Genomic DNA, 20,939 nt, shown 5'->3' with positions numbered 1-20,939 from the left:
ACTATATGTTTCCCTGTTATTTTCGTATATGTAAACAAAAAAGAGCAAGGGGATTTCCCTTACTCTTTTCATGATAGCCATTTTGGTGGTATATTTGTATTCCAATAAATATCTCCTAACTCATGATGCGCTATATATCCATCATCAAAACGATGATAATGGAAGTTAAAATAATATCCATCTTGCGGTGGATGATCACGTCTTACATGGAATCGTAATAAATCAGTTCCTGTTTTCGTATCATACACATGAAAAATCTTTTCGTTATTTCCACCAGCTGGCTTTTGTGAAATTGCTAACGATTGCAATGACTCTTCCGGTATATCGTGTGCAAGATTAGCAATCGCTTCCTCTATTTTAGGTAAAATAATATCTTTAAACTCATCTTCAATTATAGGTCCAATTTTAGAACCAAACTTTTGCATAGATTGTTTTTCAGCTTCTTCCATCGCATAAGTAATAAAAGATTCTGGCGTTAGCCGTTCATCATTTTCTTCATATGTATAGGACGTTTGCTCCAAATTTTGTTGCCTAGTAGGCTTGTCCGCTGCTTTTGTATTGTCAAGCAAAATGGAAGGAGGCGTCACTAAACCAAATGTAAATACAGTAATGAATGCGACTAACGTTTTTCTAAACCAATTTGGCATCTTCATTCCCTCTCCTTTTACTCATTACCATTTATATAACGATTATTTCTTCCATTATACAAAATGATTTTAATTTTTGCACTTTATAAATTTATTATCATCCCTATATGCTTTAATTGAATATGGAATTGTAAGATTTCATACACTATATATAACAACAACTAGGAGGGAATGTAATGACTCTAGACGTTATATACTCCGGCATTAGTATTGTCATTCTACTATATTTTATCTATCAGTCCATCACAGACTAAAAGAGTCGTTTTCGGCTCTTTTTCTCTGGCAAAAATAGAATCCATCCTACTATGACAGCAATTAAAATTCCTACGAAAATTGCTGGTAATAGATAAAATTGAGCAAGTATCACTGTTGCATAAATAAAAATTGCTGGAAGCAATAAATACTGAGTCGCTCTCCATTTTAATAATAATAATTTGCTCTCTTCACAGTATAAATGAAGAAACATTTTCTTCGTAAATTCATGCCAATAATCATGTGAGTAACGCGAAATAGCAAATAATGCAAAAATAAGAATGATGGCTGTAATCCACCACGGCGTTCTCATTATACTAATTGTACTGATAAAAACAATCTGCACATAAAATCTCAAAGAACTTCCGGTACGAAAAAATTCTTTTAAAAAAGATTCTACAATACGCGAATCAGATTTTTCCCCTAAAAATTTTTTAGAACGAGGAAACAACCACGGCTTTTTGCTCGAACTGCTCGTATTTGTCACATGTCCACCAACTTGCATAATTCCCCTCGTCCAGCGCATACTTTCTTCTTTTTCTTTCTCAATTTCTTTAAAAAAGTACTTCTTATAATTCACTTTTTGTTTTATACATGCTACGCAAATAAGAACTGGTACTATAATAAATACAATTGAATAAACAGCGCTTTTTAAAATAAAAAATATGCCGTATCCAAGATACATGAAACAAATAAAAAATAGCAAACTACTAACGATCCATAAGACCCATCGTTTTCCAATACATACATTTATATACCGTACTAATAATGACAACATAAATCGAAAAACAGTACAAAATCCCCATACTAATACAATTTGTAAAGGTGATGCTCCTATATTTTTCATACATAGCGGTAACATAAATACGATTAAGATAACATTTGTTATACTAATCCGAACAAACGTATATAGCATGCCATATCGCATTAATTTTTGCATATGTACCGGATATTGAATGAAAAATAAGCAATCCGCCCGTTCGAAAAACGATCGTACTCCTCTCGAATAGATAACGCAATAAAACATAAATAAGCCTAGCAGAAAATAAGTAGTCTCTTCCCTTGCTATTTCTCTTTCCCATAGCGATCGATAATAGATTCCACTAAATATAAATGCTGGAATAATTAAATATAATGCAACCGTCCAATCTGTTACAGAGCGTATTGACTTCCATTTTCTATATAATTCGTTATATAATCGTTTCTTAAATTGTTCTTTTATCATGTTGTTCCCGCCTTACAATCGCATCAAAACAATCTAATAGTGGACTTCCCGGCATTTCTGCTAATGCTTGAATTGCTTCTAAATGGCCATCTGCCACTAAAGTACCTTGTGAAATAAGAAGAAATCTTTCACAAATTCTTTCTGCTGTATCTAGTACGTGTGTACAGAGTAAAATTCCAACGCCGCGCTCTTTTTCTTTATATAAAAAATTTAAAAACTCTTTTGTCGCGACTGGATCTAAACCGATAAACGGTTCATCAATAATATAAAAGTCTGGCTCTGTTAAAAACGCAAGAATAAGCATTGATTTCTGCTTCATCCCCTTTGAAAACTTAAATAAATATTCATGCTTGCGTTCTTCCATCCGAAACGTATGTAGTAATTCGTTTGCCTTCTCTTCCCAGCTTCCGACTTCACAGCCACGTGCAGCCATTAATAGTTCAATATGTTCCCAAAGTGTTAAATAATCATAATAGGTTGGATGTTCTGGTACATATGCATATGGATTATTCTTTTTTCCAAATGATATTTCCCCCTCCATATTGGTAAGCAGACCTAGAATCGATTTTATCGTTGTACTTTTACCAGCTCCATTTGCACCAATCAATGCAACTAACTCACCTTGTTTCATCGAAAAAGCTATATTACGGATTATTTGTTCACCTGTTTCATATCCAGCTGAACAAATATTAACTTGTAACAAATATTTCCCCCTCTTTCTCACTTCAATAAACTTAAGAAAATCATAACACATTCTCTATTAAAACATCACTTTATATATCTATTTTAATTATTATTGATCTACAAGAAGGAAAAAACATTATTTTATAGAATATATGGGAGTTTATAATTATAAATCAAGGAGTTGATTGTATGTCATTTCAAATTCGAGAAGCAAACATAAATGATATTCCGTCACTATGTTCACTAACAAAAGAGCTAAAAGGCTCATCTATTTCTCACAAAGATATGCAAAATAGATTGGAATTTGTTAAGATCAGTCCATTTGATTTCCTCTATGTGTATGAAGAGGACGATAAAATACACGGTTTCTTCGGGTTTCGCATACGAGAGAATTTAGAGGATGTAACACGTTATGGAGAAATTTCCATTATTAGTGTTGATTCCACATCACGAAGAAAAGGAATCGGACAAATTTTAATGGCATACGCTGAACAATTAAGCAAAGAGCATAACTGTATTGGAACCTGGCTTGTCAGTGGTACTCAAAGAACAAATGCTCATCCATTTTATAAAAAATTAGGATATGCGATAAATGGATATCGCTTTGTGAAACATTTTTAAATTACGATTCGAAAGGAATAATCATGATGAAACATATTCAAGCTATCTTTATCGATCGTGATGGAACAATTGGTGGCGATCATACAGTACACTACCCTGGTGCTTTTACTTTATTTCCATTTACACAAAAATGTTTACACGCACTTAAAAATCAAAATATTAAATTATTTTCTTTTACAAACCAACCAGGCATCGCTGAAGGAAAAGCAGCTACTGAAGATTTCATTCAAGAACTCACTGCATTTGGTTTTGATGATATTTACCTTTGTCCCCATAGACATAATGATGGATGCATATGCCGTAAACCAAGTACTGGCATGCTTCTACAAGCAGCAAAAAAACATAATTTAGACTTAACAAAATGTATCGTAATTGGTGATCGTTGGACGGATATCGTCGCAGGTGCAAATGTTCACGCGAAAACGATTTTAGTACAAACTGGAGCTGGATATGATGCTTTGCACACATATCGTGAGAAGTGGGCACATATTACACCAAATTACATTGCGATAGATTTTGAAGACGCTGTAACCTGGATTCTCAACCAAATATAATTCTATACCTATTTCAATAAATAAAGCTCAACTTACAATTTTTTGTATGCTGAGCTTCTTATTATATATACAATTTTAAAATGTTAATTCATAATGAAAATAACGATTATCTCGTAAATATCCATTTTCCGCATATAACCGTTGCGCCGAGAAATTATTCATTTCTGTCTGTAATTTTAAACCTTTTGCGCCACGTTCTAACGCGAATTTTCTCGCTTCATCTAATAGTTTTTTGCCAATACCTGCTCCGCGTTTATGAGCTTGAACAAATAAATCATTTAAAATCCATAGTCGCTTCATTGAAATGGATGAAAAAGAAGGATATAACTGTGTAAAGGCAAGATATTCTCCGTTTTCAACTGCGACAAAAATGACAGATTCTTTTCCTTCCATCCGATTTCGTAAAAATAATTTTGCTTCTTCCACATTGGATTCTTGTCCATAAAACATACGATAATTATTAAAGAGTTCTGCTACCCCATCTAAATCTGCAATTGTCGCTTCATATATTTTCATTTTTCTCCGCTTCCTTTCCAATATTCTTTCATAATATCCGTCGCCCATTTAGGCTGAATGATCTTTTCACTTGGGATAAATTCCTGCATAACAGGCTTTATATCCAATATAGGAGTCCCATCAATCGCATCTAGACCCTCAACTACTACTACTTTTCCTTCTTTTCTTACGAATTTGACAATTGTAGTCCCTAATCGATTCGGCCGATTTTTCCCGCGTTGTGCAAAAATACCTACTTTTGGATACTCCTTATTATTACGTGGATGCCTTGCTGCATATTGAATTTGGTCATCCTTTACTTTATGAAAATAAAAGATGATCTCAATATGTGAAAAGCTCTCAATCCCCTGTATACTTTCTTCAGAAAAGAAATCTGTTAATATAATAGTAGATTGTGTTTTTCCCCAATCGTCATCCTTTATCATCTTTCTTTCATTTTGTACAAAAGCGATAGGCCGAAGTGAAAACATTTACATCTCCCCTTTTTGTAACCCCTTACATTATAGAATATTTTCTGAATCTTTTCCATATATATTTAATTTACATAAAATTATTATCGTATTCTAATTACATAAAACTGTATTTTTTCATTATCATTTCCTTCCTCCGGTAAGGCTAATAATTTTCATTACATGCCCCTTTCCTTTGTTCTCTCCTGTTTTTAATAGTGAAAATATACTTCTCTTTTATTATGTAATTTCAACATAATAAATAAGACTTCAAGAATAATAAATGGATCTTTTTATCTCTCCTTTTATACGATTCCAGTTAAACGATAAACACCAATTACTACAAAAACAGCTAATGTTTTAATAATCGTGATAGCAAAAATATCGCGATAGGATTGTTTATGCGTTAATCCCGTTACTGCCAATAATGTAATAACTGCTCCATTATGAGGTAATGTATCCATACCTCCTGAAGCCATTGAGATGACTCTATGCATGACTTCAAAAGGAATATCATATTGCTCAGCTGCTGCAATGTATTTTTCTGCCATCGCACTTAATGCAATTCCCATTCCCCCTGATGCTGATCCAGTAATTCCAGCAAGAACATTTGTAGTAACAGCTCCATTCACAAGTGGATTCGTAAATGTTGTCGAAATTCCATCTCTAATCATTCCAAACCCTGGAAGAGTTGCAATCACGCCGCCAAATCCGTATTCGGCACCTGTGTTCATAGCTGCAAGTAATGCACCGCCAATACTTGCGTTTAAACCAGCTTGGAATCCTGTAACTAAACGTTTCCAATTTAAAATAATCGTTGTAACAATTCCAATTAATAAAGCTAATTCCACAGACCAGACTCCTAGTACAGCCGAAAGTTCTACTTTACCAAAATCTTTTAATCCTACCATTGCAAAATCAAAACCTTTTGGATACCATATCGGGATCCATACTGTAAAAAATTTATTCATAACTCCTACCAATATGAGTGGAACAAATGCAAGTACTTGTCGAAGAGGAGTAATTTCAGAAACTTGAATGGCTGTTTTTGTATTTTGTTTAGGTTCTAAACTAGCTGCCATTTCTGAAGTTCCATCTCCAAATCCATCATATCCTTCTCCATTTTTAGCAGCTTGCTTACGTCTTCTTTCCAAGTAAAGCATACCGACTACAAAAACAAAAATTGCTCCGATTGTCCCGAGAACTGGTGCAGCATAAATATTTGTTTTAAAAAATGTAGTTGGAATCACATTTTGAATTTGTGGTGTTCCTGGAAGAGCATCCATTGTAAACGTAATGGCCCCAAGAGCAATTGTCCCTGGTATGAGTCGTTTTGGTATGTTTGCTTCACGAAATAAATTCGCTGCAAATGGATAGACTGCAAATGCAACAACAAATAAGCTAACCCCACTATATGTCAAGATTGCCCCCATAAGAACAATTGCAAGCATGGAACGTTTCACACCAACAAATTGAATAATTGTCTTTGCAATAGATTCAGCAATACCAGACATTTCTACTACTTTCCCAAAAATTGCTCCAAGCAAAAAAACTGGAAAATATAACTTAATAAAGCCAACCATTTTCTCCATAAAAACATTAGAGAAAAAAGGAAGTACATGGCTCGGTTCGGTTAACAATACTGCAAATAATGCACAAATTGGTGCAAATAATATAACTGAAAACCCACGATAAGCAACAAACATAAGCATACCGAGCGCTAATAAAATAATAATTAATTCCATCTTCTCCCCCCTCTTTTTCATTTCCATGGAAATATTTTAAAAATTTTCAGACTTTTAAAGAACTACTAACCATCGGTTCATATTGGTAATCAAAAGAGATTTGATATAATTTCTTCACTTCATGATAGGATGGAATGCGCGGGTGATTGCTCGGACTTCCGCTAGCCAGTGCATCTTTTGCCATTTTTGAAAGAGCATTCATAAATTCAGTTTGATCAATCCCATACCCTTTTAAATTAGGAATATGAAGATCAAAACAAAGTTTCTTTATTTCCAAAATGATATGATTTGCAGCTTCTTCATCAGAATACGAACGTAACTCTGCATTTATATGTCGCCCGATGTCTGCAAAACGTTTAATAGCACAAACTTTTGTAAAATCTAAAACAACCGGTAATAACATCGCATTCGATATCCCATGAGGCACATGAAACAATGCTCCAATCGGACGGGACATTCCATGAACTAATGTAACTGAAGCATTCGAAAAGGCAATCCCAGCTTGTAATGATGCAATCATCATTACTTCTCTAGCTTCCATATGATCGCCATCTTCATAAGCAATGCGCAAATATTTCATAATACTTTTCATAGCTGAAAGTGCTAGCACATCTGTAAGCGGTTGTGAAAATCGAGAAATGTAAGCTTCAATTGCATGACATAATGCGTCTATTCCTGTTGCTGCCGTAATATGAGGTGGTACAGAACGTGTTAATTCAGGATCAATAATCGCTACTTGTGGTATAAAGTTTGGATGCTTAATCATCATCTTCACATCTGTTTTTTTATTTGTAATAACAGTAACACTTGTTACTTCAGAACCAGTTCCAGATGTTGTTGGAATCGCAATAAGCGGCAACGATTCATGTTTTATACTTACATGATTTTGTACGTAATCTTCAATCTTGCCTCCATTTGTAGCTAGAACAGCTACAGCTTTTGCTGCATCAATACAACTCCCACCACCAAGCCCAATAATAAAGTTACATTTTTCCCCCATGCAAATCCTTAATGCCTCTGAAACATGGACATCTGTCGGTTCAGCATTTACATTGTTATACGTAACGACTTCTATCTTATTTGCTTTTAGCTGTTCTATACATATATCTATATAGCCAAGTTTTCCCATAATAAAATCACTAATAATAAAAGCCTTCCTTCCTAACCTGCTAGCTTGTTCCCCTAATTTTTCAAGCGAATTTCTTCCGTATAAAACAATCTTTGGCATCCGAAATTCTGCTACTTCTTGCAAATGTCTCACCTCTTTTTCATTGATTCATCATTTATGATGTGAAATTTTTTCAATCCTATAGTTCCTCTTACTAAACAATCGTGATTTATATGTTAGTAGATTCCTGTTAAAGGATAAAACGCTATTACGGAAAAGATAGCCAATAAGGCGAAAATCAGTGCAAATAATCTAACAGAAAAACCAAGGTAAGCAACAAACATGATTAAAATAACTACCTCCAACTACACTTATATATTTAACTGAAAATTCAATCTTTTATTAGTAAACCTTTATCCAATCACGCTCCCTCCTTACTTTACTACAAAATGTTTATAATAGAAAAATATACTAATTAGTATTCGATTCTATATAAAAAAATCCCTTTAAACGAATTTGTATCATATATTTCCCTGTATACATAGCACCTGCAATTTTTCGACATCTTTTATAATACACCTTGCACTTAAAAATTTTATATATAGGAAATATACAAACAATACAAATATGTTATATGATAAAATAAAAGTTTTCTTCCTCTCACTCTTTAAATACTGATGCATCATCTACCCTTACTTTTAAAGTACAGATATTACTATAGGATGATATAATTTAACAGAAAATGGTGAAATAGATGTCAATCACGCTCATTTTTATAATCGTTTTTACAATTATTATTCATGCAGTTGAAACAAGCTCATACAGCATTCGACTTGCTGGTGTTCGTTTAAAGAAAATCGCTGTTGCATTATCTGTAGTAGGGATGGTTTTGCTTATCTCTCGAACTTCTAACTTACTGCAAGCTTTTTTAATAGGCGGAATTGTAGATCAAGCTAAACTTGATTCTTCGATTGATTTAGAAAAGGTGATTCGCCTCGTTCTATTATCCGCTTCTTTTGGAACATTACTTGCTATCATTTTATATCCAACGTTAACGAAATTATTTGGATATGTGATTCAAAACTTTGAAACGGATGGCTCATTTATGCGAATGATGAAAACAAATAATATCCAAAAGCTAAAATACACAAAAAAGTATGTTCGTTTTCCAAAATTTGAAATGATTCACCGTATGCGTATTGGTGGAATTCCGAAACGCATTATGCTCATTAATATGTTTGCAACCGCCATTTATACAGCTGGTGTTCTGTCTGCTTTATATGCATCGTTTTTAAATCCAACGTATGCAACAAATGCTAGTACAGCTTCTGGCCTTGTGAATGGATTTGCTACTATTTTATTAACAGTACTATTAGACCCACGCATCGCTCTTTTAACAGAACGCGCCCTTCAATCAGAAAATGGTGCGGAGATGATGAATAAAATATACGGTTGGCTTATGATTTCTCGACTTCTTGGTACATTATTAGCACAGCTTTTATTCGTACCGGGAGCGTATTGGATATTATGGATTATTGAATTCATGCATTAAACAAAAAGGTGCTTCTCATATTTGGAAGCACCTTTTTTTTCACTTTAAAAAGTCAATAACAGCCTCTGCAAATAAATCGGCCTTTTCATAATGCGGTGTATGACCACATTCTTCAAAAACAATGACTTTTCCACTTTGTACATTCTGATGAAATGCTTGCATTTGCTTTCCACAGGTTACTACATCATGCTTTCCTACCATAAGTAACATAGGATTTGTTACAGTTTTTAATTTTGATAACAATGATGGATGTTTATGTTCCACCTTGCAATCCCCCTTTTTTACATTTAGAGAAAGCATTAAAGTGTATTATTAACTGAATTTTTAAACACATCAAGTTAAATAATCCCAATTACATTTAAAAAGACAATGACAATTGCAATTGGTGCAACAAATCGAAGTAAAAATATCCAACAAGTAAATAATCCTTTCGCATAATTCCCACCAACAAAGAACTCGGCTTCCAGTACCTTTTTCTCCATTTTAAATGATACAAAAATACTGATTAATAATGCACCTAGTGGCATTAAAATGTTACTAGATAAAAAATCTACTGCATCAAAAATATTCTTATTACCAATTGTGATATCGCTCCATACTCCAAACGACAGTGCTGACGGTATACCTACTAGAAAAATAGCCCCTCCAATCATCCAAGATAATTTCTTTCTTTTTTCTTGCTTGCCATTCGCTATAGCTGAAACAACTGTTTCTAGTAAAGAGAACGCCGAAGTTAACGTCGCAAATGTAAATAAGGCAAGAAATACCGTTAAGAAAAAACTCCCAAATGGAATTTGACTAAATACAGATGGCAATACGATAAATAGTAACCCTGGTCCTTCAGCTGGTTCCATTCCTAGTGAAAATACAGCAGGAAAAATAGCAAGTCCAGCAAAAAGAGAAACAAATAAGTTTAACCCAACAATTGTTACCGCTGATTTAGGCAAGCTTTCTTTTTTATTTAAATAGGAGCTATACGTAATCATAATAGAAATACCAATACTAATCGCAAAAAATGATTGCCCCATCGCAAACAAAATGCTTTCTGATGTAATTTTTGAAAAATCAGGTTGTAAAAAGAATGTAACTCCCTTCATTGCATCATCAAGTGTTAAAGATCGTATAATTAAGGCAAGAAATAAAATGAAAAGCGTTGGTAGCATATACTTACTTGCTTTCTCAATCCCATTTTGTACTCCTTTTGATACAACCCCAATCGTAATAAACATAAAAACAAAATGACCAGTAATGGCCCAAGTAGGGTCTCCAATTGTTTCTGTAAATAGCAAACTATAATTTTGTTGCGAAGTAATAAGTTGTCCCGTCACTCCTCTGAATAAATAGATTAATACCCATCCACCAACAACACTGTAAAAAGAAAGTAGAATAAAACAAGTACCAACACCAAGGCGACCAATCCAGTGCCATCCCGTGTTTGGTGCAATGCTTTGAAATGCACCAATTGCCTGTTTTTGCGTACTACGACCAATCATAAATTCCGCTACTAATAAAGGGAGCCCGATTAATACCGTGAACAATATAAAAATTAAAAAGAATGCACCCCCTCCGCTCTTTCCAGCTATATAAGGAAACTTCCATATCGCTCCTAACCCAATAGCAGAACCTGCTGCTGCCATTATAAATCCTAACTTTGACGTCCATTGCTCCGTCTGTTTCATCTTCTTTCCCCTCCTAAATTATTTTGTATTAATAACCAAACTTCATTGACCAATCTAAAAGCAACTTCCATTTTCTTCTCTATAATAAAAAATGGCCTAACATCTCTTTTTATCAAGAGACGCTAAGCCATTCACTTAACGCGGTACCACTCTTATTGATTCCATTATGAATCCACCTTAGTAGCAATCGTATGATTACAAACCCGTTATCGAAGGTTAACCGTTAAGATTTACTAAGAATTAGATTTCCGTTCCACCTTATTGCTCCTAGGCGAGTTCAGGATGTTATTTGACTATGTCACACCAACCCATAGCTCTCTGCACAAACACTTGACCTTACTACTCCTATTCAACGCAACTTAATATTCCGAATATAATTTCTTTTGAAATTAATACGAATTATATCGATTATATTTTAAACTGTCAATAAGGTTCATATATTTTTTGTCAAAAAATGTTTTTACATATGCATGCTGTATGTAAAGACCTATCTACTTCTCAAATCTTTTATTTAGCTAAATCGAAAAATATTACAAGTAAGAGAAAGAATAGGCAACTAATATGCAAGACTATAAAAATTGTGAATGATCAAAAACAAAACGTACCAGTTCATCGACTATATTATTGACTGAAAAAATTATCACTTGAACTTGAAGATTAAAATAAACATGTAAATTGAATTTCTACTGAATCTCCCTGTCGTAGAAGAAAACATTAGACCATCTGTTCACATGATTAGCTGCTAATTATACAGCAAAGGGATGAATAAAAAATATCGTTCAAGAAGGACGAAACAACGATATTTATTTCTTTGTAACAGATACAACATCCAACTTAAATAGCTATAACCATGAAAAATAGTTTACGGAAATTAAGAAAAGAAATTTCTCTTACTTGCGAGGAAGGGTATTGTATTCGTAGAAAACCAATCAGCAGATGGCATCAAGAATCGTTTTAAACTGGCGTAAAACCCAACAATGATGAATAGTATCTGTTGTGGAAAATAAAACAATTTTTTACTCTTTACTAAGAGATGGGATAAGGATTTTCATCCCCGTCTCTAATGCTATTTACAAGACTAGTTGTTGCTTTTTCTTTTTATACTTGCATATTATAGATAAGTAAATATATGTTATTATATAATTAAATATGGTAAAAAATGCGAAAGGAAGGGGAAATCTTTGACTACAATTGTTGTTCGTCCAGAACTGTTAATAAACTTAAGTAAATCATTTATTCAATATGCTGAAGAAGTACAAAAGTTAGAACAACAACTAGAAAGAAACTATCAATCTATTCCATGGAGTGTAAAAGCAAAATCATTTGTTGACCAGCAATGGTATGAAGCAAAAAGACAAATGAACGAATCGATGCACTATGCGCATAACTTAGCGAGCTCTCTTGAACGAGCGGCTGAAAAATTCGCAAAAGCAGACCAACAAGAAGTGGCAAGTACAGTTCCGATTGGAGCAAAACAAAAAGAAACGAAAAAAGAAGAACAAGGTTTTTTCGATAAAATGATGGGAAGCGCAAAAAAACTCGTTGATAAGGCAACACATAAAGTAGAAGAACTTGTAGATGAAGCAGGCAATTTAGCAAACAAATTTGTTGACTATGTTAAAGATCCTGACGGCTTACTATCAGATGTATCGACTTATTGTGGATATATCTCAGCAGCAGCAGGTACAGCAGCTATTTTAACAGTATGGTGTCCACCGGTTGCGGGGGTGTTGGGTACGGTTTCTACAATAGCAGGTGCAGGAGGATTAATAGCTGATACAGCACTCTATTCTATGGGAAAAAAAGATGGAATGGCAATAGCATTAGATGCAGTAGGTACAATCCCAGGATTGAAAGGATTTGGAACAACATTTAAATCGGTAATGGGATACACAAAAGCGGAATGGTCGCTGTCACATTGGGTCAACCGAGGTACGAGCGATGGTGAAGCGATACAAATGGCAAAAGATATTTTAATGGGAAAAGCAACTAGTACAGTAGGATGGATCGGTGCTTTTCGGGACAGTACACCGAAATAAGAGAATGTGTAAGGCGGAGATTGTATGAAAAAAAAGAGAAGTTATTCTACCAAAAAAGCTGTTGCAGAGTTCGCAGCCCTTTACATTTGGGCACGTTTTATGATAATTGGCGCATTCATAAATGCCTTATTAGTAGTTATGTTTGGACCACATAATAAACTAGGGACTGTGGGGATTTTATTTTGTGTGGTTATATATATAACTAGCGCATTCTTCATGGTTTTCCATTTAATTCGCTACTTACGCTACTATTTCAGACAAGAATAAGTAAGAGGAGCTGGAAAAATGTTAAAGTACATAAGAGAAGATTTTATTATGACAAAACAAATACGGCTTGATATCAAAACATTTCTCCCAGAAAAAACAAGGGGAATTTTTATGAAAATATATAAGCTAGCAGCATGCGTATGGATTGTATTTGCAATTACTTGTATTATAAATAAACTAATTGGAAAAAATCATCCGTTTAATGATACTTTGTATACAATCAATGTGGTAATTGCCAGCGTTGCGGCAGTGTGTATTCTTTTTTATAGTATTCGTTATTTTTACTATGTACGAAAAGGACTGTAGACGCTACTTTTCCGAGTTTTTATTAGAGTAAATAGTTTAAAATTCCGATGAAATATAATTATGAGAAAGAAGGAACGATATGATGGAATTTGAATCTTGGTATCGGTATACATTAGAGGACAAACATATTTCAATTGCACTTCCCGACACGTGGACACTTATGGAAACAGCTCCTGAGCATGTAGAAGAATTCACTTCTTTGTTTTTAGAGAAACAAGCTGAAATCTTTCCATTCATTAGTGAAAACCGTCAGCCTGTTCAATTACAATTAGAGTATATTTTACAAAATTTAGAGACTATGAAAGTAGACTTATTTGCATTACAAGTCCTTGGGGATGAGGAGAATAAAGTACATTTTTCGGATATTACAATCTCTACATTTCCATATCAAAAAGCGTATTCTTCTATTCATAGTATAGAAGAATTATTAAAAAAGAAAGAATCCGGTGTTTATAAATTGCATTCAATCGAAGAATTACCATTTTCTATTGGCAATGTCATACATGTACGGGGTTTTACTGAGATAGAACATGCCGATGAACAGTTAACTTTATGTACGAATCAATTTTTGATTCCAATGCTAGAACAACAGCACGTTTACAGTATTACATTTTCCGCATTAAATATAGATGACGCAATGGCGTTTGAGCCCTCATTTTTCCAAATTATAAATACATTTCAATTAGTATAAGTAATATGAGAGGACGCCGATTGTTTACAAAAAGAGTATTCCTTTGTTTTTAAAAAGGAGATGCTCTTTTTCTACGAAAGAAATTTATAATATATATTCACCATTAATTGCTTCACTTCTATTTACTCTTATTTTCCTACTACAATTAAAACACACGCTACCAATTTCTTCCTAGAAGGGTATTATCCATATTATTCATTTTTCCCTCCCACTTAGGATATGACCTTAATTTATGCCCCGCACTTGAACCAGATCCTTTATAAGCCGAACACTGGTCCTTGTACCACCCTCTTTAAACATTGCTGATGGATATTTATCCAAATCTTTTCTCGGAACTTTATCTTATCCCCTTTAATGATACCCTACGATTAGCTTTTACATCACCTATCATCTCCTCTATTGATCGTTAATATATCTGGTTGTCCAACGGCTATTGCACCCTCGATGTGCTTTGCGAATTCTAGGTATTTAGTTCTAGATATTTCAACTTCTATTACCTTAGAACTTTTCCAAAATTTAGAAGTAGCACCATCAACTCTCTCCCCAGCATTCTGCACATACCGATACACATCCTTCAGAGAATACTGCCCCATCTCTCGAAAAAGTTCCTATATACTTTTCCTACACCAGGGATTCATTTGTATTCCAGTAATGTTCTTACTGCGTGCTGGAATTTTTGATTTCCTTCCAGGGAGGTTGTTTTTACGGCTGTGGTACATTTATTCTACTATTCTCACCTCTATACCAAAAACGAAAAAAGCACTCGCTGTCTTTTGTAGACAATCAAGCGCTTTAAGTTCATATGTTTTTAAGTAGCATAAATTTGTAAATCCTGCAGTAAAAGTATGAAACCTTTTGTACATCATGACAAATACTATATTAAAACTTACGAGTTTGTACGAGTTCGTTCGTTAGTTTAATATACATTCCATGTGTTTATATTTATCGCCCGGTAAAATGTCATCTCGCCTAAGCTCGTACTTTATTTTCTATTCTATCATTGCACATAACACTCTATGATGGTACAACCATCATGGAGTATGTACTTTTAAACAACCTATTCTTTTTCTTTCCACTTCAAAAATAAGTTCTTCCTCGTTCATTTGGCTTATGTGCTTTTTTGTTTTTAATTTCTAATCCCAATTGTCAATTGCTTCTTGAAAGCTATCTTTTAAGTACTCATCAAAAGTTGAGTATCTAATTATTTCTTCCTTACTAATATCATCCCATCTTATAACATAGTAATCACCTTTCGTGTTAATACAATAAACAAATTCATCTACATTTTCAATAACCAAATAATTCTCTGGTAATCCTAATTTTCTATATCTTTCAGTATCATCGACTACTGATGCATACTCCATTCCTTCTACTCCCAATACCTCAACTCCACAAATACCTCCTGAACCAAACCTTTTAACAAACTCTCTATATTGTGGCGGAAAAGTACAACCTAATTTTTTTTCAATCATAACTATGTTTTCGTCTGATATTTCTCCAAAAAAATCTCCTTTTTCAGTATATTGATTTATCATTTCTAAAATTTCCATATCCATTTCTTAATCACCTCAATCTAAATTATTAAAACGCCATTTCCAGTATTTTTTTCTAAAATTATTGTATTGTTTATCTAAAATATCACTATTTCTAAAACTATCACCATCTTTTATTAAACCATGCAAAATCTTTTTATACTCATCATGAGTAGTGGCAAATATTTCTACCATATCGCCTGGTTCTTTTTGAAGTAAATGATGAAGTTCAATCTGTGTCTCTACTCCATTCTTATCAACTACAAAAGGTGGACGTCCTTTTGCTGCTAGTTCCCTATTTGATAAACCCTTTGCCTTTGGATGCATCGGCTTATAATCCCACTGTATGTCAGTTCTCTGATATACACGCCTTGAAACATCCATTTCTTTTCCGCCAACTTTAACACTACCTTCAAGTTCAACAGCCTTATATTTATCTCCCAACCAATCAAGATTAACTTCTCTACCAACTAATTTTGAAGAGTTACTTCCGGTATTAACATCCTTACCCTTACCCGTACCCTTAACTCCCGAACCACCATTCCCCTTCGCAAGTTGATAAGCATCATCTTTATCGGTTGCTCGCACTCTTGCAAAGTTTTCTGCTATTTCTCCAACAGTTACATGTTCTATATGAGGAATTTTTATTCCCATTCCAGTATCTGCTGACCTGATTACTACGGGAACTTTCGTTTTTTCCATGTATGTAATGCAATCTTTAACGTCTTATTCTCCTGTAACGATTGTACCACATTTTTCCACATGTAATTTGAGTCCCTGTAACGTTTCCCCGTTTTTTGCGGATCACGTGTTCATAACGTAAATCCGTTAAAACGTACTTTACGATGACTTTAAAACATAATACAACCCTTTATTTTTTCCTCTACTATCGTCATACACTGTACATAGCCATTACAATCTATAAAACAACAATAAAAATTTAACACTTAATGCTCTTATAAAATTATAATGCTCTTTTAATTTTCTACGCTAAAATGCAAAAAAGCACTTGTTGTCTTTAATTGACAATCAAGTGCTTTAAGTTCATCTGTTTTTAAGTAGCATAAATTTGTAAGTTTTGTAATAACAGTATGTCACCTTTTGTACATCACGACAAATACTATGTTAAAACTTACGAGTTTGTACGAGTTCGTTAGTTTAATGTACATTCCATGTGTTTATATTCATCGCCATGTAAAATTTCATCTCGCCTAAGCTCGTACTTCGTTTTCTATTCTATCATTGCACACAGTACTCCATGATGGTATTACCTTCATGGAGTCTCTATTTTCAAATATATCATTTTTCTTTTTTCTAATTCAATATTTTAATTATCTTTAATTCGCTTGCCTTATGTGTTAGTGATATATAACACCTTTCTTATAGATAGCTTTGGCACTATAGAGTGCTCCTAAAAACATTATCTTTCCTCTCTACACAAATGAATATAATGACCAAATTCAGGAAATACATCCCAGTTTCTTTCAAGGGTATCGCTAATCTCACGCTCCTCGACTAAGCCAGTCTTTAAATCCCTTTTTTCCATTGCTATATAGCCATTTTCTCGGAATCCCAAAATCAAGCTACTTACTTCTGTATCAGTTTCATCATCATATTCCCAATACGTAGCTGTTCTTAAAAATATCTTACTGTCACTCATAACTTCAAAATCATAATTTAAATACTTACGAATCAAGTCATCATAAAATCCCACCGAAACCCATTCATTTGTAACATTTACAATATACTTAAGGTTTTCATCTTCAGTTAATACCGCCGTATATGGTTCATGTTTTTGATGGTATGTGTATGCATCACGGTCATCTAGAATATTCCAAGGCTTCTTTTTAATGTCCGACCATTCGTCACAATAATAAATTTTCATAGTCAATTATACACCTTCCCTTTAATATCCCTAATAATAATCCTATTTTTTGTTGCTTCATCAAGAATCGTTTGCGGAATTGGTTTATTTTGAACTGGTACTTCTAATATTAACTCACCTTTAAGTCGCCCCCCTTTGAGAGCGTTAGGATTAAAAGGACCATTTGATATTTTAGAACCTGAAGGATATTTTTTTGTAATTTCATTTAAATAACTCTTAGCTGTCTTTTCTTGCACTTCACTAAGTTGAGTGAATTTTCTAGATACTATTTCCTTATTGTGCGCATATGAGTCAACTACGTATTTTTTACCCCCTACTTCTTTTGCTTCCAACTCTACCTCATTATAAGGGTAACGAGGACGATTTTCCTTATTAAAATTATTCCCTGCTTCCCATCGCTCTTTAAGCCAATCCGGTACACTTTTCTTTTTAGGTGTAGCTTCACCCGTACCCTATGTTGTAATCTTAAACCCTCACAATAAAAAAGCAAACCCTGTAAAACCTTATTAAACTACTTCTTTTTCTTCCACTACCGGCAATTCATAAGCTGTTTTATATTTCATCATGCCATATACAATGTTTACAAGCCTTCTCATAATACATACCAATGCTTGTCCTTTTGTTTTTCCTTCTTTTAATTTCTTTTGGTAGTACGCATGAAACACTGGATTCCGTGGCTTCTTACTCCCTTTTGCTACTTGCACTTGCTGTACTGCTAAATTATAAAATAAAGCGTGTAGCGCCCTGTTTCCTTGTTTGCTTTTATGCACCTTACCTTTCCCACCAGAACCAAAGTAAACAGGCGCAATCCCCGCAAATCGTGCTAATTTGTTGGCATTTAGAAATCGCCTTACATCCCCAATTTCTGCAATTAATGCTGATGCAGTCACAAGTTCTATTCCCGGCATTGTATCTAATTGATAATCTAGTAGTTTTACTAGCTGTTTTAATTCTCTCTCGATGTATTTCATTTCTGTCTTTTTAAACTCAATATCCCGTACAATACTTCTTACTAAAAAGTCTCGTGTTTCTTGATATTCCTTCATTATATGTCCATCTTCTTTTACAAGTTTTAATATGTCGCTTGCCTTCTTTACTGAACATGTATTGTTGCTAACATCTAATAAAAAAGCTGTTAATCGCTTTATATCCGTCCCCTCCAAACAAGAGGGTGACGGATATTGCTGCCAAAATGTTAATGCTGTTTTTCCATCTAACTCCGAGAAAAACTTTTTATAACTTGGATAATGGTGGTTCAATTGAATATGTAGTTGATTCTTTAATGCACTTTGTGCCTTTACTAATGCATTCCTTCTTGAAACTAGTTGTTGTATTGACCATAATAAATCGTTTGGCTTTGCATCTGGTAATTGATTAAATTTGTTTACCAATATGCGTGCTACACATTCCGCATCCCAGCTATCGTTCTTTTTAATCATTACCTCACTTTTGCGTTCTAAAAATGATAAAGCTGGATTTACTTCTTTCACAACTCGTTCATGGTCTACTAAATATTTCGCTAACGCTCTTCCATAACCACCAATATCTTCCAAACCAAATACAACTGATAAACCATCACTCACATATGTCTCTACTTCTAATAAAAACTTCGAAAATGCAGATGGTTTATTCTCAAATTGTATTTCTCCTAATTTCTCTTGCCAACAATTAATAATAACAGCCGTATGATGCTGCTTATGTAAATCTACTCCTACATACAAATAGTTTTGTCTATTCTGCATAACTCATCCCTCTATTCAATGATTTAGTCATATATAAAAATGTCGGCAACCTTAGTTCGAGCGTTCATCTTCCGATGCGCATTGGTACGCAAGCCTATCCATTTTCATAATTTCATAAGTACATATAGTAAAATGAGTAATTTTTTTAAGTACGACTATTATATAATTGCTGAATGTTTCCCATTTGTTTGTATTTGCCCGTATGTATATACCCCTCGATAAAAGTTCTCTCGGTCTAACATGCGTTTCACTTGTACTTTCGTAAACAGCTTTCCTTTCTCAGTACGATAACCTTCCCTATTCAGTCGTTCTGCCAATTGAGTTAGCGACCAATCTTTAAAAAAGTGTCTTAATTCAAATAGTCTACGTACAACTACCGCTTTCTCCACATCTACTTCTAACACTTTTTGCCCTTTCTTTACTCTATAACCAAACATCACACCGCCCCCCGCATATCCACCTTGTTCTGCTTTCTTCTTTCTGCCTCGACTTAGTTTTAATGCAATTTCAAGACGTTGGTATTGGTCTAATAGCTCTAACATGCCATTTACTAAAAAGTCATTGGGGTCATGTGTATATATACTGTAATTCGGTTGTTCAATTGCTTTCACATCTACCTTGTATTTCTTTAGCTCTCGTTGTATTAACACTTTTGCCATATCAGAGCGCCATAACCGAGATGTATTGAGTACAATAACTTTGCTCACTTGATGATATGCCATATCTGACAATAGTTCTTGTAAGCCTTCACGTTCAACTGTTAATCCATCTTCATCTACTTTCGCTCCGCTGATTCCTTTATCTTCGTATATGTGAAGCAGTTGTAGTTCATTTTCAATGCAGTACCGTTCAATTTCTTCTACTTGATATGTTAAACTGTACCCTTCACGTACTTGCCCTTTTGTTGAAACTCGTACATAACCCACTACTTTCTCTTCCATATTGAGTCCTCTCCCGTTACAGCAATTACAATCCTTGTAACGTTTACCCGTTTTTTGCGGATAACGTGTGCATAACGTCCATCCGTTAAAACGTACTTTACGATGACTTCAAAAAATAACACAACCCTTTATTTTTTCCTCTACTATCGTCGTACACTGTACATAGCCATCACAATCTATAAAACAACAATAAAAATTTAATACTTAATGCACTTATAAAATTATAATGCTCTTTTAAATTTCTACGCTAAAACGCAAAAAAAGCACTTGTTGCCTTTAATTGACAATCAAGCGCTTTAAGTTCATCTGTTTTTAAGTAGCATAAATTTGTAAGTTTTATAGTAACAGTATGACACCTTTTGTATATCATAACAACTACTACGTTAAAACTTATGGATTTGAGTCAATATTTTGGACACAAAAAAGTTAAATCTAAGCTACCTTTTTAGCTAGATCTTCTATTGCTTGAGGAGTTTTATAACCAATGCTACTATGAATTCGTTT

General features: G+C 33.9%; 21 protein-coding genes, 1 pseudogene and 1 other annotated feature. Of the genes and pseudogenes, 7 read left to right on the top strand and 15 right to left on the bottom strand.

Annotated features, from left to right (window positions below; genetic code table 11):
- Positions 1 to 68: 68 nt before the first annotated feature.
- The 3 genes from MR063_RS07205 to MR063_RS07195 form a co-directional block, all read right to left on the bottom strand.
- The gene (locus tag MR063_RS07205; RefSeq protein ID WP_242195712.1) at positions 69 to 647 is read right to left on the bottom strand and encodes a YpjP family protein; all 579 of its coding nucleotides are present in this window, start codon (positions 645 to 647) and stop codon (positions 69 to 71) included.
- 250 nt (positions 648 to 897) lie between these two features.
- Complete coding sequence (locus tag MR063_RS07200) at positions 898 to 2,124, bottom strand: ABC transporter permease (protein WP_242195710.1); 1,227 nt, start codon at positions 2,122 to 2,124, stop codon at positions 898 to 900.
- Positions 2,105 to 2,827 carry an ABC transporter ATP-binding protein gene (locus MR063_RS07195; protein WP_242195707.1) on the bottom strand — a complete coding sequence of 241 codons (723 nt, stop codon included), beginning with the start codon at positions 2,825 to 2,827 and terminating at the stop codon, positions 2,105 to 2,107. Before MR063_RS07195 ends, MR063_RS07200 begins: the two co-directional genes overlap by 20 nt.
- Before the next feature lie 170 nt (positions 2,828 to 2,997).
- Between MR063_RS07195 and MR063_RS07190 the strand changes: the two genes are divergently transcribed.
- Together MR063_RS07190 and MR063_RS07185 are read left to right on the top strand one after the other, a co-directional pair.
- Positions 2,998 to 3,429, top strand: a complete 432-nt coding sequence (locus tag MR063_RS07190) for a GNAT family N-acetyltransferase (protein ID WP_242195704.1) — start codon at positions 2,998 to 3,000, stop codon at positions 3,427 to 3,429.
- A gap of 26 nt (positions 3,430 to 3,455) precedes the next feature.
- A complete protein-coding gene (locus MR063_RS07185) occupies positions 3,456 to 3,983 on the top strand; it encodes an HAD-IIIA family hydrolase (protein ID WP_242195701.1) in 528 nt (175 codons plus the stop codon).
- A 75-nt stretch (positions 3,984 to 4,058) separates the two neighbouring features.
- Here the strand turns inward: MR063_RS07185 and MR063_RS07180 are convergent, their stop codons facing one another.
- The 4 genes from MR063_RS07180 to MR063_RS07165 form a co-directional block, all read right to left on the bottom strand.
- Complete coding sequence (locus MR063_RS07180; protein ID WP_242195699.1) at positions 4,059 to 4,499, bottom strand: GNAT family N-acetyltransferase; 441 nt, start codon at positions 4,497 to 4,499, stop codon at positions 4,059 to 4,061.
- Positions 4,496 to 4,969 carry an SAM-dependent methyltransferase gene (locus tag MR063_RS07175; protein WP_242195697.1) on the bottom strand — a complete coding sequence of 158 codons (474 nt, stop codon included), beginning with the start codon at positions 4,967 to 4,969 and terminating at the stop codon, positions 4,496 to 4,498. The genes MR063_RS07180 and MR063_RS07175 overlap by 4 nt, the downstream gene beginning before the upstream one ends.
- 284 nt (positions 4,970 to 5,253) lie before the next feature.
- A complete protein-coding gene (locus MR063_RS07170) occupies positions 5,254 to 6,693 on the bottom strand; it encodes a GntP family permease (protein ID WP_242195694.1) in 1,440 nt (479 codons plus the stop codon).
- Between the two features lie 46 nt (positions 6,694 to 6,739).
- Positions 6,740 to 7,945 carry an iron-containing alcohol dehydrogenase gene (locus MR063_RS07165; RefSeq protein ID WP_242195691.1) on the bottom strand — a complete coding sequence of 402 codons (1,206 nt, stop codon included), beginning with the start codon at positions 7,943 to 7,945 and terminating at the stop codon, positions 6,740 to 6,742.
- A 610-nt stretch (positions 7,946 to 8,555) separates the two neighbouring features.
- Here MR063_RS07165 and MR063_RS07160 point away from each other — a divergent pair.
- Positions 8,556 to 9,353, top strand: a complete 798-nt coding sequence (locus MR063_RS07160; protein WP_242195688.1) for a lipid II flippase family protein — start codon at positions 8,556 to 8,558, stop codon at positions 9,351 to 9,353.
- 39 nt (positions 9,354 to 9,392) lie between these two features.
- On the opposite strand, the pseudogene MR063_RS07155 reads toward MR063_RS07160, so the two are convergent.
- Both MR063_RS07155 and MR063_RS07150 read right to left on the bottom strand, forming a co-directional pair.
- A pseudogene (locus MR063_RS07155) lies at positions 9,393 to 9,605 on the bottom strand (alpha/beta fold hydrolase); the annotation flags it as partial.
- A gap of 86 nt (positions 9,606 to 9,691) precedes the next feature.
- Entirely contained in the window at positions 9,692 to 11,032 is a 1,341-nt protein-coding gene (locus tag MR063_RS07150) for a sodium-dependent transporter (protein WP_242195685.1), read from the bottom strand.
- A 112-nt stretch (positions 11,033 to 11,144) separates the two neighbouring features.
- Positions 11,145 to 11,394: a binding site (T-box leader), on the bottom strand.
- An 819-nt stretch (positions 11,395 to 12,213) separates the two neighbouring features.
- Between MR063_RS07150 and MR063_RS07145 the strand changes: the two genes are divergently transcribed.
- The 4 genes from MR063_RS07145 to MR063_RS07130 all read left to right on the top strand — a co-directional run bounded on the left by MR063_RS07145 (position 12,214) and on the right by MR063_RS07130 (position 14,335).
- Positions 12,214 to 13,071, top strand: a complete 858-nt coding sequence (locus MR063_RS07145) for a WXG100 family type VII secretion target (protein WP_242195682.1) — start codon at positions 12,214 to 12,216, stop codon at positions 13,069 to 13,071.
- A 24-nt stretch (positions 13,072 to 13,095) separates the two neighbouring features.
- Positions 13,096 to 13,338: a hypothetical protein gene (locus MR063_RS07140; RefSeq protein ID WP_242195679.1), complete on the top strand. Its 243-nt coding sequence runs from the start codon at positions 13,096 to 13,098 to the stop codon at positions 13,336 to 13,338.
- An 18-nt stretch (positions 13,339 to 13,356) separates the two neighbouring features.
- Positions 13,357 to 13,644, top strand: coding sequence for a hypothetical protein (locus tag MR063_RS07135; protein ID WP_242195676.1), 288 nt, complete (start codon positions 13,357 to 13,359; stop codon positions 13,642 to 13,644).
- An 82-nt stretch (positions 13,645 to 13,726) separates the two neighbouring features.
- Positions 13,727 to 14,335: a hypothetical protein gene (locus MR063_RS07130; RefSeq protein ID WP_242195674.1), complete on the top strand. Its 609-nt coding sequence runs from the start codon at positions 13,727 to 13,729 to the stop codon at positions 14,333 to 14,335.
- Positions 14,336 to 15,468: 1,133 nt separating this feature from the next.
- On the opposite strand, the gene MR063_RS07125 is transcribed toward MR063_RS07130, so the two are convergent.
- From MR063_RS07125 to MR063_RS07100, 6 genes are all read right to left on the bottom strand, one after another.
- Positions 15,469 to 15,891: an SMI1/KNR4 family protein gene (locus tag MR063_RS07125; protein ID WP_065212026.1), complete on the bottom strand. Its 423-nt coding sequence runs from the start codon at positions 15,889 to 15,891 to the stop codon at positions 15,469 to 15,471.
- Positions 15,892 to 15,903: 12 nt separating this feature from the next.
- Positions 15,904 to 16,569, bottom strand: coding sequence for an HNH/ENDO VII family nuclease (locus MR063_RS07120; RefSeq protein ID WP_242195671.1), 666 nt, complete (start codon positions 16,567 to 16,569; stop codon positions 15,904 to 15,906).
- A 718-nt stretch (positions 16,570 to 17,287) separates the two neighbouring features.
- A complete protein-coding gene (locus tag MR063_RS07115; RefSeq protein ID WP_098204522.1) occupies positions 17,288 to 17,752 on the bottom strand; it encodes a hypothetical protein in 465 nt (154 codons plus the stop codon).
- A gap of 2 nt (positions 17,753 to 17,754) precedes the next feature.
- On the bottom strand, positions 17,755 to 18,084 hold the full coding sequence (locus tag MR063_RS07110; RefSeq protein WP_002188089.1) for a hypothetical protein: 330 nt from the start codon (positions 18,082 to 18,084) through the stop codon (positions 17,755 to 17,757).
- Between the two features lie 174 nt (positions 18,085 to 18,258).
- Positions 18,259 to 19,494, bottom strand: a complete 1,236-nt coding sequence (locus MR063_RS07105; protein ID WP_242195668.1) for an IS110 family RNA-guided transposase — start codon at positions 19,492 to 19,494, stop codon at positions 18,259 to 18,261.
- A 158-nt stretch (positions 19,495 to 19,652) separates the two neighbouring features.
- The gene (locus tag MR063_RS07100; protein WP_242195665.1) at positions 19,653 to 20,435 is read right to left on the bottom strand and encodes a recombinase family protein; all 783 of its coding nucleotides are present in this window, start codon (positions 20,433 to 20,435) and stop codon (positions 19,653 to 19,655) included.
- Positions 20,436 to 20,939 lie beyond the last annotated feature (504 nt).

This window comes from Bacillus cereus group sp. BfR-BA-01492, assembly GCF_022662815.1.
Classification (GTDB): Bacteria; Bacillota; Bacilli; order Bacillales; family Bacillaceae_G; genus Bacillus_A; species Bacillus_A cereus_BD.
Note: the sequence above shows the minus strand (reverse complement) of the source record. Positions and strands in the feature narration are given on the sequence as shown.

Excerpts from the sequence above, each read along its gene's own strand:
- MR063_RS07120 (WP_242195671.1), bottom strand. The coding sequence starts at position 16,569 with ATGGAAAAAACGAAAGTTCCCGTAGTAATCAGGTCAGCAGATACTGGA.
- MR063_RS07205 (WP_242195712.1), bottom strand. The coding sequence starts at position 647 with ATGCCAAATTGGTTTAGAAAAACGTTAGTCGCATTCATTACTGTATTT.
- MR063_RS07100 (WP_242195665.1), bottom strand. The coding sequence starts at position 20,435 with ATGGAAGAGAAAGTAGTGGGTTATGTACGAGTTTCAACAAAAGGGCAA.
- MR063_RS07200 (WP_242195710.1), bottom strand. The coding sequence starts at position 2,124 with ATGATAAAAGAACAATTTAAGAAACGATTATATAACGAATTATATAGA.
- MR063_RS07140 (WP_242195679.1), top strand. The coding sequence starts at position 13,096 with ATGAAAAAAAAGAGAAGTTATTCTACCAAAAAAGCTGTTGCAGAGTTC.
- MR063_RS07135 (WP_242195676.1), top strand. The coding sequence starts at position 13,357 with ATGTTAAAGTACATAAGAGAAGATTTTATTATGACAAAACAAATACGG.
- MR063_RS07150 (WP_242195685.1), bottom strand. The coding sequence starts at position 11,032 with ATGAAACAGACGGAGCAATGGACGTCAAAGTTAGGATTTATAATGGCA.
- MR063_RS07190 (WP_242195704.1), top strand. The coding sequence starts at position 2,998 with ATGTCATTTCAAATTCGAGAAGCAAACATAAATGATATTCCGTCACTA.
- MR063_RS07175 (WP_242195697.1), bottom strand. The coding sequence starts at position 4,969 with ATGTTTTCACTTCGGCCTATCGCTTTTGTACAAAATGAAAGAAAGATG.
- MR063_RS07105 (WP_242195668.1), bottom strand. The coding sequence starts at position 19,494 with ATGCAGAATAGACAAAACTATTTGTATGTAGGAGTAGATTTACATAAG.
- MR063_RS07115 (WP_098204522.1), bottom strand. The coding sequence starts at position 17,752 with ATGAAAATTTATTATTGTGACGAATGGTCGGACATTAAAAAGAAGCCT.
- MR063_RS07185 (WP_242195701.1), top strand. The coding sequence starts at position 3,456 with ATGAAACATATTCAAGCTATCTTTATCGATCGTGATGGAACAATTGGT.
- MR063_RS07160 (WP_242195688.1), top strand. The coding sequence starts at position 8,556 with ATGTCAATCACGCTCATTTTTATAATCGTTTTTACAATTATTATTCAT.
- MR063_RS07130 (WP_242195674.1), top strand. The coding sequence starts at position 13,727 with ATGGAATTTGAATCTTGGTATCGGTATACATTAGAGGACAAACATATT.
- MR063_RS07170 (WP_242195694.1), bottom strand. The coding sequence starts at position 6,693 with ATGGAATTAATTATTATTTTATTAGCGCTCGGTATGCTTATGTTTGTT.
- MR063_RS07180 (WP_242195699.1), bottom strand. The coding sequence starts at position 4,499 with ATGAAAATATATGAAGCGACAATTGCAGATTTAGATGGGGTAGCAGAA.
- MR063_RS07125 (WP_065212026.1), bottom strand. The coding sequence starts at position 15,891 with ATGGATATGGAAATTTTAGAAATGATAAATCAATATACTGAAAAAGGA.